This window comes from Janthinobacterium sp. OK676 (genome assembly GCF_900103595.1).
GTDB lineage: Bacteria > Pseudomonadota > Gammaproteobacteria > Burkholderiales > Burkholderiaceae_D > Janthinobacterium.
The window spans coordinates 206039-221340 of record NZ_FNHA01000006.1 but is presented as its reverse complement, the minus strand read 5'-3'; the positions used below and the strand labels follow the sequence as shown (position 1 = coordinate 221340).

The 15302-nt window shown below is 62.2% G+C and carries 12 protein-coding genes; 5 read left to right on the top strand and 7 right to left on the bottom strand.

Features of this window, described 5'->3' with window-relative positions; translation table 11 throughout:
- Positions 1-59 precede the first annotated feature (59 nt).
- Positions 60-3599: a DNA polymerase III subunit alpha gene (dnaE, locus tag BLU39_RS14210; RefSeq protein ID WP_092713978.1), complete on the top strand. Its 3540-nt coding sequence runs from the start codon at positions 60-62 to the stop codon at positions 3597-3599.
- A 75-nt stretch (positions 3600-3674) separates the two neighbouring features.
- On the opposite strand, the gene BLU39_RS14205 is transcribed toward dnaE, so the two are convergent.
- The 4 genes from BLU39_RS14205 to BLU39_RS14190 form a co-directional block, all read right to left on the bottom strand.
- Entirely contained in the window at positions 3675-3905 is a 231-nt protein-coding gene (locus BLU39_RS14205) for a DUF6139 family protein (RefSeq protein WP_092713976.1), read from the bottom strand.
- 117 nt (positions 3906-4022) lie between these two features.
- Positions 4023-5024: a VirK/YbjX family protein gene (locus tag BLU39_RS14200; RefSeq protein WP_175539300.1), complete on the bottom strand. Its 1002-nt coding sequence runs from the start codon at positions 5022-5024 to the stop codon at positions 4023-4025.
- 46 nt (positions 5025-5070) lie between these two features.
- The gene (locus BLU39_RS14195) at positions 5071-5610 is read right to left on the bottom strand and encodes a universal stress protein (protein WP_092713972.1); all 540 of its coding nucleotides are present in this window, start codon (positions 5608-5610) and stop codon (positions 5071-5073) included.
- A 103-nt stretch (positions 5611-5713) separates the two neighbouring features.
- Positions 5714-6535, bottom strand: coding sequence for a MipA/OmpV family protein (locus BLU39_RS14190; RefSeq protein ID WP_157808819.1), 822 nt, complete (start codon positions 6533-6535; stop codon positions 5714-5716).
- A 157-nt stretch (positions 6536-6692) separates the two neighbouring features.
- Between BLU39_RS14190 and BLU39_RS14185 the strand changes: the two genes are divergently transcribed.
- The 4 genes from BLU39_RS14185 (at position 6693) to BLU39_RS14170 (ending at position 11076) form a co-directional block, all read left to right on the top strand.
- Positions 6693-7379 (top strand): response regulator, encoded by a 687-nt coding sequence (locus BLU39_RS14185; RefSeq protein WP_092713970.1) that lies wholly within the window; start codon positions 6693-6695, stop codon positions 7377-7379.
- On the top strand, positions 7376-8764 hold the full coding sequence (locus BLU39_RS14180) for a sensor histidine kinase (protein WP_092713968.1): 1389 nt from the start codon (positions 7376-7378) through the stop codon (positions 8762-8764). Before BLU39_RS14185 ends, BLU39_RS14180 begins: the two co-directional genes overlap by 4 nt.
- 118 nt (positions 8765-8882) lie before the next feature.
- Complete coding sequence (locus BLU39_RS14175) at positions 8883-10478, top strand: ATP-binding protein (RefSeq protein WP_092713966.1); 1596 nt, start codon at positions 8883-8885, stop codon at positions 10476-10478.
- Positions 10465-11076 (top strand): response regulator transcription factor, encoded by a 612-nt coding sequence (locus BLU39_RS14170; protein WP_092713964.1) that lies wholly within the window; start codon positions 10465-10467, stop codon positions 11074-11076. The genes BLU39_RS14175 and BLU39_RS14170 overlap by 14 nt, the downstream gene beginning before the upstream one ends.
- Positions 11077-11091: 15 nt before the next feature.
- On the opposite strand, the gene BLU39_RS14165 is transcribed toward BLU39_RS14170, so the two are convergent.
- The 3 genes from BLU39_RS14165 to BLU39_RS14155 are packed head-to-tail and all read right to left on the bottom strand — an operon-like array spanning position 11092 to position 15224.
- Positions 11092-12192 carry a glycosyltransferase family 9 protein gene (locus tag BLU39_RS14165; RefSeq protein ID WP_092713963.1) on the bottom strand — a complete coding sequence of 367 codons (1101 nt, stop codon included), beginning with the start codon at positions 12190-12192 and terminating at the stop codon, positions 11092-11094.
- A 35-nt stretch (positions 12193-12227) separates the two neighbouring features.
- Positions 12228-13961 carry a lipid A export permease/ATP-binding protein MsbA gene (gene msbA / locus BLU39_RS14160; RefSeq protein ID WP_092713961.1) on the bottom strand — a complete coding sequence of 578 codons (1734 nt, stop codon included), beginning with the start codon at positions 13959-13961 and terminating at the stop codon, positions 12228-12230.
- 51 nt (positions 13962-14012) lie between these two features.
- Positions 14013-15224, bottom strand: coding sequence for an O-antigen ligase family protein (locus BLU39_RS14155; protein WP_092713959.1), 1212 nt, complete (start codon positions 15222-15224; stop codon positions 14013-14015).
- Between the last annotated feature and the right edge of the window lie 78 nt (positions 15225-15302).

Genomic DNA, 15302 nt, shown 5'->3' with positions numbered 1-15302 from the left:
CGCGGTAGAATAGACCCCATTGAATTTTGCACGAAACGGTACACAGGATGGAAATGGTAATGCAAGAGGCCGGCACTCCGGCAGGTTCACAGCAAGCGATGCAGCCCGGTCCTGCTTTCGTCCATTTGCGCGTGCACTCGGAGTACTCGATCGTCGATGGCCTGGTGCGCATCGACGACGTGGTCAAGGCGGCGGCGAAGGACAAGCAGGTGGCGCTGGCCGTCACCGACCTGTCGAACCTGTTTGGCATGGTCAAGTTCTACAAGGAAGCGCGCGGCAAGGGCATCAAGCCCATCGTCGGCGTCGACGTGTGGATCACGAATGACGACAACCGCGAAAAGCCGTCGCGCTTGCTGTTGCTGGCGAAGAACCGCATGGGTTATCTGCAGCTGTGCGAACTGCTGTCGACGGCCTGGCTGACGAACCAGTACAAGGGGCGCGCCGAGCTGCGCATCGAGTGGCTGCAGGCGCTGGCGACGAATACCTACGACCTGTACCCGGGCGAAAGCGCGGCCGACGGCTTGATCGTGCTGTCCGGCGCGCACTTCGGCGATGTCGGGATCGCCATCGAGAATGGCAACCTGGCCCTGGCCGAACGCAACGCGCAGCGCTGGGCCGAGATTTTCCCTGGCCATTTCTATATTGAAATCCAGCGCGGCGGCCAGGCCAACCAGGAGGCGCAGGTGCGCCATGCGGTGGCCCTGGCGGCCAAGCTGGGCTTGCCCGTGGTGGCCACGCATCCCGTGCAATTCATTTCCCCAGAAGAGTTTATTGCCCACGAAGCCCGCACCTGTATCGCCGAAGGCGAAATGCTGGCCAACGCCAAGCGCGTGAAACGCTTCAATGACAGCCAGCGCTTCCTGTCGCAGGCCGATATGGCCGAACTGTTCGCCGACTTGCCCGCCGCGCTGGCCAATTCCGTGGAAATCGCCAAGCGCTGCAATTTGACCTTGACCCTGGGCAAGCCGCAGCTGCCGAACTTCCCCACGCCGCCCGGCATGACGATTGACCAGTTCCTCGTCGCCGAATCGCAGGCGGGCCTGGAAAAACGCTTGTTGCAGCTGTATCCCGATCCCGAGCGCCGCGAGAAGGAGCGTCCGCGCTACGAGTCGCGCTTGAAATTCGAGACGGACACGATTTGCAACATGAAGTTTCCCGGCTACTTCCTGATCGTGGCCGAGTTTATCCAGTGGGCCAAGGAAAACGGCGTGCCCGTCGGTCCGGGCCGCGGCTCGGGCGCCGGTTCGCTGGTCGCGTATTCGCTGCTCATTACCGACCTCGACCCATTGCAGTACAACCTGCTGTTCGAGCGCTTTTTGAATCCCGAACGCGTCTCGATGCCCGACTTCGATATTGACTTTTGCCAGGAAGGGCGCGACCGGGTCATCCAGCACGTCAAGGATTTGTATGGCAAGGAGGCCGTCTCGCAGATCGCCACCTTCGGTACCATGGCGGCCAAGGGTGCGATCCGCGACGTGGGCCGCGTGATGGACTTCGGCTACAACTTCTGCGACGGCATCTCCAAGCTGATCCCGTTCAAGCCGGGCAAGCCCGTGTCGATCGCCGACGCCATCGAAGAGGAGCCGCTGCTCAAGGAGCGCCTGGAAAACGAGGAAGAGGTCAAGCAGCTGCTGGACCTGGCGCAGCAAGTCGAAGGCATCACGCGCAATATCGGCATGCACGCGGGGGGCGTCTTGATTGCTCCCGGCAAGCTGACGGATTTCTGCCCGCTGTACACGCAGGGCGGCGACTCGGGCGTCGTGTCGCAGTACGACAAGGATGACGTGGAGGCCGTCGGCCTTGTGAAGTTCGACTTCTTGGGTCTGACGACCCTCACCATCCTCGACCGCGCCGTGCGCTATATCAAGCAACTCGATCCCGCGCAGGCGAACTTCGACCTGGCGACCTTGCCGCTGAACGACAAGCCGTCCTACGACCTGCTGACCAAGGCCAAGACCGTGGCCGTGTTCCAGCTCGAGTCGCGCGGCATGCAGGGCATGCTGAAAGACGCGCGTCCCGACCGCTTCGAGGACATTATCGCGCTCGTGGCTTTGTACCGTCCGGGCCCGATGGACCTGATTCCAGATTTTTGCAAGCGCAAGCACGGTGAACGCTTCGACTATCCCGATCCGCGCACGGAATCGATTCTGTCCGAAACCTACGGCATCATGGTGTATCAGGAGCAGGTGATGCAGATGGCGCAGATCGTCGGCGGCTACTCGCTGGGCGGCGCCGACATGCTGCGCCGCGCCATGGGTAAAAAGAAAGCCGAAGAGATGGCCGAGCACCGCGAGATCTTCCGCGCCGGTGCGGCGAAAGATGGCTTGACGGCGGAAAAGGCCGACGAGATCTTCGACTTGATGGAAAAGTTCGCCGGCTACGGTTTTAACAAATCGCACGCCGCCGCCTACGCCTTGCTGTCGTACCACACGGCGTATCTGAAAGCGCACCACACGGCCGCCTTCATGGCAGCCAACTTGTCGCTGGCCATGGACGACACGGACAAGATCAAGATCCTGGTGGAAGACTCGCTGGAGATCTGCAAGCTGACCTTGTTGCCGCCGGATATCAACGAATCCGATTACCGTTTCACGCCGAGCGGCGCGCCGCCGTCCGTGAGCGGCAAGAAAGTCACGCAGATCCGCTATGGCCTGGGCGCCGTGAAAGGTTCCGGGCAGAACGCCATCGAAGCCATCATCGCCGCGCGCGAGGCGGGCGGTCCCTTCACGAGCCTGTTCGATTTCTGCAAGCGCGTGGACAAGAAGCAGATCAACCGCCGCACCATCGAGTCGCTGATCCGCAGCGGCGCCTTCGATTGCCTGAAGGTCGACCGCGCCATCCTGCTCGCGTCCGTGGCGTTCGCGATGGAATGCGCGGACCAGGCCGCCAAGGCGGCCAACCAGGTGAGCCTGTTCGGCGGCGACGACAGCGACATGGTGGCGCCGCCCGAGTACGTCAAGGTGCCCGTGTGGAGCGATAAACAGCGGCTGACGGAAGAAAAGATCGCGCTGGGCTTTTATTTGTCCGGCCACCTGTTCGATTCGTACGCGCCCGAGGCGCGCCGCTTCGCGCGCACGAAATTGTCGGAACTGTCGCCGTCGCGCGAACCGCGCATGATGGCCGGCGTCATCACGGGCTTGCGCACGCAGATGACGCAACGGGGCAAGATACTCATCGTCACCCTGGACGACAAGAGCGGCACGGTGGAAGTGACGGTGTACGGCGAATTGTTCGACGCCAACCGGAAAATTTTCAAGGAAGATGAATTCCTGGCCGTGGTCGGCAAGGTGTCGGAAGACCGTTTTTCGGGCGGCTTGCGTATCACGGCCGAGAGCGCTTTCGACATCATCGCCGCGCGCGTGCAGTATGGCCGTCAGCTGGGCCTGACCTTGCCGTCCACCCTGGACGCCAAGCGCATCCGTGACGTGATCCTGCCGCACCGGGCCGAGACGGGCTTGCCGATCGCCGCGCGGGTCAGCCCGCAGGGCGTCAGTTGCGTGCTGCAGTTTGGGGACGAGTGGAAAGTGGCGCCATCGGATGAATTGCAGATGGCCCTCGAGCAAATGCTGGGCGCGCAAGAGGTGGCGGTCGAATACTGACCGGCACCACCGGGCGCATATGACAACGCCAAAAACAAAGCCAAACCGCAGACATGCTGGTTTGGCTTTTTTCGTTTACATGTCTTTCAGGCCCGTGATCGCATAGCCTTTGGCGGCGATCTGCTGGTGCGGCTGTTCGATATGGTAGTTGGGCAAGATCTCGGCATCGTCGGCCACTTCGCTGGCGCGTACTTCGAGTTGCCAGTCGGTATTGGTCACTTCTTCCGGAATAAGCTTTCCTTCCGGCACGGCGAGGTAGGAAAAAATGCCGTCGTGCTCGGCCCGGCGGTAAATATCTACGCGCATGAATGCCTCCTAGTAAGCGTTGGGGGAACCGGCGCACCGTAATGCATACCGATAGCGCTAGCGTAACAGGATTGTGCCGAGCACGGGTTGTAGCGTGTGCCGCAAGAGGGAAGGCGCTCAGGCGATGGCGGAAGCGTAGTCCTCGTCCTCGTCGAGCATGGCCGCTTGCCGTACCTCGCCGGCGGCGGCCGCCGCGCCTGCCGTGGCGGCCTGCACCTGGCTGCGGTGGGCGTCGAGGCCGCTGCGCAGGCTGGCGATCATGGCCAGTGTCAGTTCATGGCGCTTGCGCGCTTCCGAGCGTTTTTTGGAAGGAATGTCTTCCAGCGCCGGCAAAGGCAGGTTTTCGCACGCCAACTCGAAATCCCCGTCCTGACGCACTTGCGCGCCTAGTTCTTGCCATAGCGCATTGTAGTCGGCAAACAAACGGCCTTTCTTGGCGGAATGGTGCACGGCGCGGTTGATATTGCCGACAAGAAGCATCTTGCGGCAGCCGTGTTCGTATCCCAGCTGGCGCACCAGGCGCACCATCAGGGCTTTGGGCCGCATGCCATGCAGGTCGCGCGTTGCTTCGCGCACGCGGTGCGCGCTGTCTTCGCCCTTCGGGCCCTGCAGGCAGCCGATGCGCATGCCCAGGGTGGCGCGCAGCTGGCTGCCGAAGAAGGAAAAGGCGATCGAATACAGCACGTCGTCGTCGGCCATCAGTTGCAGCACCATCTCGCCTTCGCGGTCCATCGGGTGCAGCGAACACAGTTGCAAATGGTAGGGCGCGCCCGACTTGCCCGCCACCGTGCCCAGGCGCACGGGGCCGTGGGCCGCTTGGCCCATCAGCTTGCCCCAGCCTTGCTGCAAGATGAAGTGGTAGTGCTCGGCCAGCAATTCCACGCGCTGCTGGCAATTCAGGGTCAGGCTCAGGTAAGGACGGTAGACCTTGTGGATCATGTGCGGATACGCTTGTACCAAGTCATGAAAAGCCGGATGCGAGTTCAGCAGTTGTAGCCAGAGGCGGGTCTCGCGCTGCTGCACGCGGGCGCGCAGGTGCAGCTTGAGCATTTCGCGCCAGCGGCGCATGCCGTTCGGCATCGCCATCAAGCCGTCAGACAGGGTAATAGTTGGCATCATCGTGCGCATGTCCATGATAAAGGGAGAACGTCGAAGCCGTTTCGGCTCAGACGGGTACCGGGCTGCTGACGCCCTCGTGGTTTGCCAGCAGGATGGTGGTGCCGCGGCTGCCACGCGCCAGCTTGCCGGCCAGTCCACCTGAAAAACGGCGCGGCCAGCCGCTGCGCCGGTGCGCCGGCAAGACCACTTCGTGGCAACCCAGCAGCTCGGCCGTATCGAGTATCGTAAACAGCAGCTCGCCGGCGAAAATATGGGTGCTGAAGGCGATATGGGAACGGCTCAGGTAGAGTCCCGCCTCGTGCATCATGTGCTGCGTGGCCAGGTCAATCGCCTGGCACTCGCCGGCGCGGTGCCGGGGCAGCTCATCGGCCTGGCGCCGCGGCGCCGCTGTCACGTGCAACAGGCTGACGCGGACTTTGATGCCCCATTCCTGCAGGCGCCTGGCATAGCGCGCGCCGTAGACGATGTCGCTGGCGCGCTTGACGGGCAGGAGCAGCTGCAAGGTATCCTGGCCCGGCTTGCCGCAGGCACCCGCGGCGCCGTCCGGGGCGCGGTGGCGTTGCGTGGCAAGGCACGATGCATGCATGAAAGAGATGGCCGTGGTGGAAAAACCATGCCATCTTATCCAGGCCCCCGTCCCGTGTAAATTGGCGAAACAGCGTACGGGCTTCCCTTATGCGGCGCCGATTTTAATAGCGGTAGGTGACGTACACGGCGCCGATCGGCGATGTCTTGCGTTGCACGATGGGGCTCTTGGCCGCGTCGCCCAGGCGGCTCTCGACGCCGATCAGCGTATTGACGCCCCAGCGCGCATCGATGCGGTGCTCCCAGTTGACCGTGGCTTGCGCTTCATAGAAGCCGCCTTTTGGCGTGTATTGCTTGAACGAGGTATTTGCGGCCTGGGTCGCCGTCACGCCATACATGGTCTGCACGTATTTGCGCTCGCCCCAGGCGAGCTGGCCGGCGATGGTCACGCTGTCCTTCTGCACACCCTGGGCGTCGGACCTGCCGTAAACCTGGCCGCTGGCGCCGAAATGCACGTTTGCGCCGTTTTCGCGGTTCGACAGGGGAATGTCGCTCGAGACGGTCAGCGACAGGCCCGGCAAGGGGGAATAGCCGGCGCTCAGCAGGGCGCTGGCATTGCCTTTGACTTCGCCCATGCCCTTCAGGTAATCGCTGCCGCCCCAGCCATTGGCGCCTTTGCGCTTGTGGTCTTCGCGGTTGCCGCGGTAGCCCAATGCAGCGCTGTAGCTGAAGGCGCCGACCTCGCCGCCATAGCCGATGCCGCGCGAGGTGCTGAAGAACAGGCCATTGGCCATCGCGTAGTCGAGAATGATCAACGGCGAGGCCGACAGCTTGTCGGCGCCGGAATAGCTGGACACGGCGGCGACGCCACCGCCGATGGTGAAGACATTTTCCGCCGCCGGTTCGGCCGCCGCGGCGGCCAGGGGATTCAAGCTCAGGCCACAGGCCAGTGCCAGCGAGGTCAACAAGGTTGTAGATGCGTGCATGGAGTTTTCCGTCAGGTGGAGAACCGAGTCCGGAGTGGCTCGATTGACTGGCGACAGTATCTGTCCTTGCCATGAAGGAAAAATGAGCCTTTTATTAAATTTGCATGAAGGCGGGTTCTTTACCCATTCTTCAGCTTGCGGTGGTTTAATACTCACCATGAAAATACTGCTGATTGAAGACGATATGGACCTGGGCAATGGCGTGCGGATCGCCTTGCGCGACCAGGGCATGCAGGTGGTCTGGGTGCGCAGCCTCGAGGATGCGGCGCGCAGCATCGAGCACGACAGTTGCGAACTGGTGCTGCTGGACCTGGGCTTGCCCGATGGCGATGGCCTCGATTTGCTGGCGCGGCTGCGCGCAGCCCGTTTGCCCGTGCTCATCCTCAGCGCCCGCGATACGGTGGAACAGCGCTTGCGGGGCCTCGATGGCGGCGCCGACGATTACCTGGTCAAGCCCTTCGTGCTGGCCGAACTGCTGTCGCGCGTGCGCGCGCTGGCGCGCCGCAGCTATGGCTTCGACGGCGACACCATCGAATTGCGCGGCCTGCTGCTGCAGGTGCCCACGCGCCGTGTCAGCGTGCACGGCCGTCCCGTGGAACTGACGGCCAGTGAATATGCCTTGCTCAAGACCTTGCTGATGCGCGCCAACCGGGTCATCACGCGCCGCGTGCTGGAAGAACACATCCTGCCCGGCGGGCTGGCCAATGCCAGCAACACCCTTGATGTGCACATGGGCAACCTGCGCCGCAAGATAGGCGAAGGCTATATCCGTACCGTGCGCGGCGTCGGCTATGTCATCGACCAGCAGGGCGAGACGTCCACCGCGCCGGGTGCCGGCGCATGATGGGGCGTTTCTGGGCCATGCTGCGCCGGCCCACCCTGGTGCGCCGCCTGATGATCGCGCAAATGCTGATGCTGACCATGGTGTGGAGCCTGGCCGTGGCGTATGTGATGGTCGAGGGGGCGGACGAAGCGAGCAATGTGAGCCGTGGCGTCCTGCACGCCATTATCAGCGTGGCCGACAACCTGGCCGAGCAGCCTCAGCGCCAGGAACAAAGCTTGCGCGCCATCGACGAAGCCTTGCGCGAGGAGTTTGAAACGGGGCGGGTGCCGGAACTGGCGCCGCGCATCCTCGTCTGGCGCGAAGGCAAGCTGGTCTACAAGTCGCCCGATGCGCCCAGCGGTATCCGCAGCGCCGGCCCGGAGCAGATGGAAGTGGTGTACATCAAGGGCCAGGCCTGGCGCAGCCGCAGCCTGGACGAGGGCAGCACGCGCGTGACGGTGCTGGAAGCGGGAGGCGCATGGCAATTGTTTATCACGATTAATTCACGCGGCTACTATCTGCTGCCGCTGCTGATCAGTCTGCCATTCCTGCTGGTGCCGGCCTGGCTGTCGATCCGCCTTGCCATGCGGCCGTGGCGCAAGCTGGCGCAGGAGGTGGCGGCGCGCGGGCCGCAGGATTTGCGGCCGCTGGCGTTCAAGCCGCCGCATGGCGAACTGGCGGCGCTGGTCGACAATATCAATGCGCTGCTGCAGCGGGTCGATGCCAGCGCCGCGCGCGAACGCAGCTTCATCGCCGATGCCACGCATGAGCTGCGCACGCCGCTGGCGGCCATGCGCGTGAATGTCGAGGCCTTGCAGAGCCAGGTACATGATGCGCGCCAGCAAGAACTGCTGGACGGTATCTTAAACAGCGGCAACCGGGCCGCGCGCCTGGTGGGGCAGTTGCTGCAGCTGACGCGCAGCGAGGTGCAGGCGGGCGCGGGCGAGTTGCCGCGGCGGCAGGCGCTCGATAGCTTGCTGCAAGACCGTCTGGCGGCCCTGTCCGGCCTGGCCCAGGCGGGCGATATCGAACTCGAATTGCAGGCCAGCGTCTCGCTCAGCGTGCCCGGACAGCGCGAGAGCCTCGTTTCGCTGATCGACAACCTGGTGGAAAACGCCATCAAGTACAGCCCGCGCGGCAGCAGCGTGACGGTGTCGCTGCATGCGGAGCGGGGGCAGGCCGTGTTGCATGTGGCCGATCAGGGACCGGGTATCGCGCCTGCGCTGTATGACCGCGTGTTCGACCGCTTTTTCCGCGCGCCGCAACAGGTGCAGCCAGGCAGCGGCCTGGGCTTGTCCATCGTCGCTTCCGTCGTACGCCAGCATGGCGGCACGATTCAGCTGCACAGCGGTAATGGCGGCCTGGGCTTGCTGGTGGAGGTGCGCTTGCCCTTGGCCGTAGCGTGACCGCGCTGGCGCGCCTTGCGATGTTGCACGGAAATTATTTCATGTGCCTATAACGCAAGATGGCATGGCGTGGCGCACGCTTGCGATGCATAATGCTGTACAGTTAAAAAACACCGTTATGCGCCCATTCCTGTCCCGCTACCTGCCGTATCCCGCCTTTGTCGGCCTGTATCTGCTGTTTGACTGGGCCACGTACATCGACCCGATGTACGGGCTGAACATCACCCCCTGGAATCCCGATCCCGCGCTGGGCCTGGTATTCTGGCTGATCCACGGCCGCAAGGCGGCGCTGCCCTGGTTTATTGCCCTGGTGGCCGGCGAGGTGCTGGTGCGCGGCATGCCGGCAGGGCTGCCCCTGACCTTGCTCTGTTCGGCGTGGCTGGTGCTCGGCTATGGCGGTATCGGCGCCGTCCTGCGCCGCAGTTTCACCAGCAGCGACATCTTCGACAACCGGCGCCGCCTGAGCGCCTGGGTCCTCATCGTGCTGTTGGGCACTACGCTCAATGCGCTCGGCTATATTTCCTTGCTGTCGCTCACGGGGCGCATACCGTCCGGTGAGTGGAGCACTGCCGTCTGGCGTTTCGGCATCGGCGACACGGTCGGCATGCTGGTATCGATGCCGCTGATCTGGGTGCTGTTCAGCGAGCGCGGGCGGGCGCGCCTGCATGCCGCTGTCTGGCGCTGGGAAACCCTGGCCTACCTGGCCCTGGCCAGCTTCGTGCTGTGGAGCGTCTTCGGTTCCATCGTGCGTTCCGAATACAAGCATTTCTATTTCCTATTCCTTCCCGTCATCTGGGCCGCCTCGCGCCAGGGCTTGCATGGTGCCATGCTGGCCGTGTTTGTATTGCAGTTATGCATCATCACCCTGGTGAAATGGACGCATGCGGTCGATATCCAGTTTTATGAATTGCAATTGCTCGACGCCGTGCTGGCGCTGGTGGGCTTTTTTATCGGCATCGTCGTCGATGAAATGCGGCAGGTGGCTGACGAACTGAAACACACGATGCGCCTGGCGGCCGCCGGCGAAATGGCGGCCGCTCTCGCGCATGAGCTGAACCAGCCGCTGACGGCCTTGTCGACCTATGGCAAGGCCTGCGAATACCTCGTGGAACGGGGCGAGAATGGCGCCTTGCTGCAAAGCGCCATCGGGCACATGATCGTGGAATCGGGACGCGCCGCGGACGTGGTGCGTCGCCTGCGCGACTTTTTCCGTACCGGCGCGATGCAGCTCGAGGCCGTCGAGGCTAGCGGCCTGATCGATGGCCTGGCGCGCCAGTTCACGCCGCTGTTCCATGAACATGGCATCGAGCTGGTGCTGGCACCGCCGTCGCCGCTGGCCGTCAACGCGGACCGCCTGCAAATCGAGCTGGTCCTGCGTAACTTGCTGGCCAATGCACAGGATGCGGTGATGGGCCAGCCGCGCGGCCAGCGCCGCATCACGGTGTCGGCCGAGCCGCTCGAAGGGAGCCGGCTGCGCCTGTCGGTGGAAGATAGCGGGCCGGGCATTTCCAACAGCCTGGCCGCGCGCCTGTTCGAACCTTTCGTCTCGACCAAGGCCAGCGGCCTGGGGTTGGGCCTGGTGCTCAGTCGCAGCATCGTCGAAGCGCATGGCGGCCAGCTGTGGGCCGAAGTGGGCAAGCATGGTATTTTTCGTTTTATCCTGCCCCTGGCGCACGCCAGTGCGGCCGCCAAGGGAGAGTATGGTGACAAGTAATTTGACGGTGTTTATCGTGGACGACGATCCCGCCGTGCGCGATGCGCTGGGTTTGCTGTTGGGTATACGCGGTTACCGCACGGCCCTGTTTTCCTGCGGCGAGGATTTCCTGCACAGCTGGCGGCCCGAGTGGGCCGGCTGTCTGCTGATCGATATCCGCATGTCGGGCATGGATGGCTTGAGCCTGCAGCGCTGCCTGCTGGAGCTCAAATGCATGCTGCCCATCATTATCATCACGGGGCACGGCGACGTGGCGCTGGCACGCCAGGCATTCAAGGCGCAGGCCAGCGATTTCCTGGAAAAACCGTTTGACCACGACAAGCTGATGGCCGCCATCGATGAAGCGTTTTCGCGCGAGGCCCATGCGCGCGGCCAGTTGCAGCGTCAGGTGGAGGGGCTCGCCTTGCTGCGCGCGCTGACGCCGCGCGAGCGTGAAGTGATGCAGCTGGTGGTAACGGGCCAGCACAACCGCGATATCGCCCCGGCGCTGGGCATTTCCGTGCGCACCGTGGAAGTGCACAAGGCGCGGCTGATGGAAAAGCTCGGTGTCGATAATGTGGCCGACCTGGTGCGCATCAGCATGCTGGGCACCGGCTAGCTGCTGCAGCGTTCTCTAGGCGATGGTCTTCAATACCTGATCGCTTGAAATCGCCTTGACCCAGTCGCTGCGCCGCGCCACCGTGATGACGGTGCTGTTGGCGCTGTCGAAGGGCGCCCATTCCGGATTCTTCTTGCGCATCAATGCCACGACGGGCACATGCACGGCGTTCGCCAGGTGCATGATCGACGTTTCCACCGAAATGATCAGGTCGCATTGCGCCAGCATGGCCGGCAGCTGGAAAAAGTTGTCGACGGCGCTGAAGGCTTGCGTGCGCGGCAAGTTGTGCGCCTGTACGACGGCATTCACCTTGGCCAGTTCCTGCGGCATGGCATTGATCAGGAAGCAGGCATGCCGCCATTTCGGCATCGCCTGCATGCGTGAAATCAGTTCGGCAATGCGTTCCAGCGGCCAGCCGCGCTTGTGCGACTTGGCAAATGGATTCAAGAGCACGAGCGGGCCCTGGCGCGGCGCAAAGCCCCAGGCGGCCAGCTGCTCCTGCGCCTGCTGCAATGCGTGCTCGGGTATGTGCACGAAGGGATAGCGTTCGGCCACGGGAATGTCGAGTCCCGTCAACTGATGGAACCAGTCCGCATACACGCTGCTGATATGGTGCTCGCCGGCATCTTGCCCCGCATACGAGGCCAGTACGGCGTCGATCTTGCGGTAGGCCAGGTAATGCCAGGGGCGAAGCGGGCTGAACGGTTTGCGCGTGCCGATCACCAGCCCGTGCGGGCTGATCGCGCGGGCAAGGTCCGCATATTGCTGTGGCCGTACGTGGGCCAGCGACACGACGACAGGATACTGCTCCGCCTGTGCCTCGCGCAGTGATTCTTCGTATAGCGCAGGGCTGTAGGTCTTGCGGTACACCTTGGCGAACAGGCCCGACTGTTCTACCCAGTCGTACAGCGAATAGGTACGCAAGCTTTCCCATTGTTTGGCGTCGGACGTGCGCCGTACTTCGTCGACCCACAGGTGGATCTGGATGTGGGGGTAGGCTGCGGCAAAGGCGCGGAAACCATTTTGCAGGTAGGTAAAGTCTCCCAGCGCCAGATGGGCGATGAACAGAATTTTTTCCGACTTTTGTAGAAGTTCGGCGGGAATCAAAGGCGTCATGTATCAGTACGATTTCAGGTATTCATTCGATGGTGTCATACCACTTGCTGGGAAAATTGCAGGCGATGCAGATTGGCATACGCGCCGTTGGCATCCAATAATTGCTGGTGACTGCCGGTTTCCATTATTTTCCCATGTGACAATACCACGATACGGTCCGCGCGTTCAATTGTTGATAGCCGATGAGCAATAACTAAGGTGGTTTTTCCTTGCATCAGGTGCTCCAGGGCCGCTTGCACGGCCCGTTCCGCCTCCGTATCCAGTGCCGAGGTAGCTTCATCGAGGATCAGGATGGGCGCATCCTTGTAGATCGCGCGGGCGATGGCCACGCGCTGGCGCTGGCCGCCGGACAGGCGCGAGCCGTTGTCGCCCAGGCGCGTTTCCAGACCGTCGGGCAAACCGTCGATGACGTCCGACAGGAAGGCGGCCGCGGCGGCCGCTTCGACGCGCTGGCGGTCCGGTGCCGCATCCCCATACGCGATGTTGGCGGCCAGCGTATCGTCGAACAGCACCACTTGCTGGCTGACCATGGCGATCTGGCTGCGCAGGCTGCTCAGGGCGATGGCATCGATATTCTGTCCGTCGAGCAAGATTTCACCGCTGCTGGCCGAGTAAAAGCCGGGCAGCAGGCTGACCAGGGTTGACTTGCCGCCGCCGGACATGCCGACGAAGGCGACCGTTTGTCCTGGCGCGATGTTCAGGTCGATGTGCTGCAGGGCCGGCTCCGGATGTCCGGGGTAGGCAAAGCTCACGTCCTTGAACTCGATGTGGCCTTTGCTGCGGCCAGCGAGCGGCTTGCCGCCCGTGCGTTCCGGTGTCTTGTCGATCAGCAGGAAGACTTCCTCGGCGGCGGCCATGCCGCGCTGCAGGGGGCCGTTGACTTCGGCCAGCTGTTTCAACGGTGTCAGCAGCATCAGCATGGCCGTGATGAAGGAAACAAAGCCGCCGACCGTGATTTGCCCCTGCTCGGACTGGAACAGGGCCATGACGATGACCAGGGCCACGGCCGCGGCCGTGATCACTTGCGTGATGGGCACGGTGGCGGAAAAGGTCGTCGTCATGCGCATGCTGTAGCGGCGCAATTGCTCGGCGCGCTCTTCAAAGCGGGCTTTCTCGTAGGCCTGGCCGCCGAAGATCTTGATCACTTGCTGGGCGCGCGTGGTTTCCTCGATGACCTGGGTCAGCTCGGCATTGACGGCCAGCGAATCGCGGTTGAGTTTTTTCAGGCGCTTGCCCGTGGTGCGCACGACGATGGTCAGTACGGGCAGCAGCACCAGGGTGACAAGGGTCAGTGCCCAGTTCAGGTACAGCAGCCACGCCAGCAGGCCCAGCACGGTCAGCGAGGACCGCACGATCGAAGTAAACACCTTGGTCACCATCTCGATGATCTGCTGCACTTCAAACATGATGGAGTTGATGACTTTACCCACCGTGTGCGTGTTGTAGAAGTCGATGGGCAAGTTGAGCATGCTGGCAAACATCCTGCGCCGCAATTCGTTGAGGATGCGTGTGGAGACATAGCTCATCAGGTAGCTGCTGGCAAACGTCGATGCGCCGCGCATGGCAAAGATGCCGATGACGATCAGCGGCACCAGCCAGAAGGAAAAACTCACCTTGCCGCCAAAGCCATTGTCGAGCAGCAGTTTGAGCGCATACGGCAGCAGCGGTTCCGTGCCCGCCGTGACGACCATCGCCAGCAGGGCCATGCCCAGGTGTTTCTTGTAGGGCGCGTGCAGCGCGGTGAGGCGCTTCAGGTCGGGCGTGAGCATCGGTATGGTTCCTTGCAGGGGGCGGCAAAAACGGTCAGGCGGAAAACGAACTCAGGCAGTGCGCTCTTGCTGGCGCAACAGAGCCCACAGTATCACCATCGGGAAGACGAGCATGATGATGCCGATATTTAGGGTTAACGAGCTCGTCGTTAATCCAAAAATCGGGTAGCAGGTACAAAGGATGACACCACCCAACGCATACGGACGGGCTGCGGGCGGACTGTGACGCAATGCGCGCGCAAATAGCGTCAGCGGTATAAAGAATAGTGCGAGCAGCGTTAGCAGGCCGAAAGTGCCGCGCTTGACCAGGGCATCGAAGTAGTCATTGTGCGCATTGGTATGGTCGAGCACCGTCTTGCTCATGCTTCCCTCTGCCACCAGTTGCTGTTTCGCGGCCAGGTAGCCATTGCGCCCCATGCCGAACCATATATTTTTATCTGACAAGGCTATTGCCGTCCGCCACATCTCTATCCGTTGCCCGATTGATGTGCTGACATTGCCGTTGTACTCAAATTTTTTCAAGTCATCAATGGCAATGATTGCACGTTCACGCACAGGCGAATTTGGAAGCGAGTATGCGAGCGCGGCTACCGCTATGAATAATGTCAGCAGGCCGGCCATATAGTGCTTGCCTCGGCCTTTCGAATACTGGGCGGCAAATATGCATCCGCACACGGGCAATGCCAGCCAACCGCCGCGACTGCCACTGACGATGGAGCCGAGGATGCCAGCCAAGGCACCGGTGAGCAATAGTGTCGTCCAAACTCTGCGATGGCGCTGTTCACGAGCCCAGCTCAGCCCGCATAGGGCCAGCATGCCCAGCAGCATGCTGGCATTGCCAAAGTGAATGGCGTTGCTGGTTGCCGCCTGCGGACGTTCCATGTGCAGTACGGTCAATTGCCAAAACGCAAGTGCCGCTCCTGCGATGGCACCGATGGCCACGCCACCCCACCAGGCAGCCGCGCGAGGCGGATAGGCGAGCAGTAACAGCAATACAGGAGTGGCCAGCAGCGCGCGCAGCGGGATGTCGAGTTCGCGTGCCGGGTCGGCGTGGTACAGCATATTGGCTGTGAAAATGGAGAAATACAACAGCAGGGTGCCGAGCAACAGGTAATCGCGACGTTGCAGATTCAGGCGTGGACGTTTCCAGAGCAGATAGGTACTGGCTAGCAGAAGAACCAAGGCGCCGAGTGAATATCCGCTGTTGAAGGCCAGCGCCAACGCTGAGAAAAGAAAGACACAAACAGAAGTCAGGCCGAGCATGAATATCCTTGGGAACACATCATCGCCGTTATGGCAACTGTAACAACATAAAGTAGACGTCATTGTAATCGAAGGTTC

Bases quoted from the DNA above. Each gene is read 5' to 3' on its own strand.
- BLU39_RS14180 (WP_092713968.1), top strand. From the start codon at position 7,376: ATGATGGGGCGTTTCTGGGCCATGCTGCGCCGGCCCACCCTGGTGCGC.
- BLU39_RS14170 (WP_092713964.1), top strand. From the start codon at position 10,465: ATGGTGACAAGTAATTTGACGGTGTTTATCGTGGACGACGATCCCGCC.
- BLU39_RS14175 (WP_092713966.1), top strand. From the start codon at position 8,883: ATGCGCCCATTCCTGTCCCGCTACCTGCCGTATCCCGCCTTTGTCGGC.
- BLU39_RS14200 (WP_175539300.1), bottom strand. From the start codon at position 5,024: ATGATGCCAACTATTACCCTGTCTGACGGCTTGATGGCGATGCCGAAC.
- dnaE (WP_092713978.1), top strand. From the start codon at position 60: ATGCAAGAGGCCGGCACTCCGGCAGGTTCACAGCAAGCGATGCAGCCC.
- BLU39_RS14205 (WP_092713976.1), bottom strand. From the start codon at position 3,905: ATGCGCGTAGATATTTACCGCCGGGCCGAGCACGACGGCATTTTTTCC.
- msbA (WP_092713961.1), bottom strand. From the start codon at position 13,961: ATGCTCACGCCCGACCTGAAGCGCCTCACCGCGCTGCACGCGCCCTAC.
- BLU39_RS14165 (WP_092713963.1), bottom strand. From the start codon at position 12,192: ATGACGCCTTTGATTCCCGCCGAACTTCTACAAAAGTCGGAAAAAATT.
- BLU39_RS14195 (WP_092713972.1), bottom strand. From the start codon at position 5,610: ATGCATGCATCGTGCCTTGCCACGCAACGCCACCGCGCCCCGGACGGC.
- BLU39_RS14185 (WP_092713970.1), top strand. From the start codon at position 6,693: ATGAAAATACTGCTGATTGAAGACGATATGGACCTGGGCAATGGCGTG.
- BLU39_RS14155 (WP_092713959.1), bottom strand. From the start codon at position 15,224: ATGCTCGGCCTGACTTCTGTTTGTGTCTTTCTTTTCTCAGCGTTGGCG.
- BLU39_RS14190 (WP_157808819.1), bottom strand. From the start codon at position 6,535: ATGCACGCATCTACAACCTTGTTGACCTCGCTGGCACTGGCCTGTGGC.